Below are 839 nucleotides of genomic sequence, written 5' to 3' on the forward strand. Positions count from 1 at the left end.
ACTGTGGCAGCTCGTTGGTATATTGTTCAGGCATATTCAAATTTTGAAAAGAAAGTAGCGGAAGCTATTGATAAGGAGGCAAAGCAGAAGGGACTTGATCATCTTTTTGAAAAGATTTTTGTTCCAACAGAGCGTGTTGTAGAGGTTCGTCGTGGACGCAAAGTTGATACTGAGCGAAAATTTTTTCCTGGTTATGTTCTTGTTCGTGCTGAGTTAACAGATGAAGTTTATCATCTTATTAAGAATACGCCTAAAGTGACAGGTTTTTTAGGATCGGATGCGCGTCCTGTTCCCATTTCTGATCGAGAGGTTGAGCAAATTCTCAAACAAGTTCAGGAAAGGGTTGAGTCTCCAAAGTCTTCTGTATTGTTTGAGGTTGGAGAGCAAGTTCGCGTTGCTGATGGTCCTTTTGTTTCGTTTAATGGAATTGTTCAAGAGGTTGAAGAAGAGCGCTCTCGTCTTAAGGTTGAAGTGCTTATTTTTGGGCGTCCTACGCCTGTTGATTTGGAATTTGGTCAGGTTGAAAAACTCTGATTAAACTTAGAGTAGTTTTTATTACTTTAAGGAAGGAGTGGGAGGTGATTTATAGCTTTTGTCGGCTTAATGATCCGAACCACGTGACTGCAAGCGGGTGACGGGCAAGATGAATTGTCAGTATACCAGTGAAATTAAAGGCAGATTGTTATGGCAAAAAAAAGTATAGGTCAGCTTAAGTTGCAGGTCCCTGCAGGAGCTGCTACTCCATCTCCACCGATTGGTCCAGCTCTTGGGCAGCGTGGTATTAATATCATGGAATTTTGTAAGGCGTTTAATGCAGCGACACAAGAAATGGAAAAGGG

Annotated in this window: 1 protein-coding gene and 1 pseudogene; both read left to right on the plus strand. The window is 41.7% G+C overall.

The annotated features are described in order from the left end of the window. The first annotated feature begins 3 nt into the window (after positions 1-3). Positions 4-534: a transcription termination/antitermination protein NusG gene (nusG, locus tag ACFIO3_RS14340; protein ID WP_273790740.1), complete on the plus strand. Its 531-nt coding sequence runs from the start codon at positions 4-6 to the stop codon at positions 532-534. Between the two features lie 150 nt (positions 535-684). Further along, a pseudogene (gene rplK, locus ACFIO3_RS14345) lies at positions 685-839 on the plus strand (50S ribosomal protein L11); the annotation flags it as partial.

This window comes from Bartonella sp. AD328YNZD, assembly GCF_042196425.1.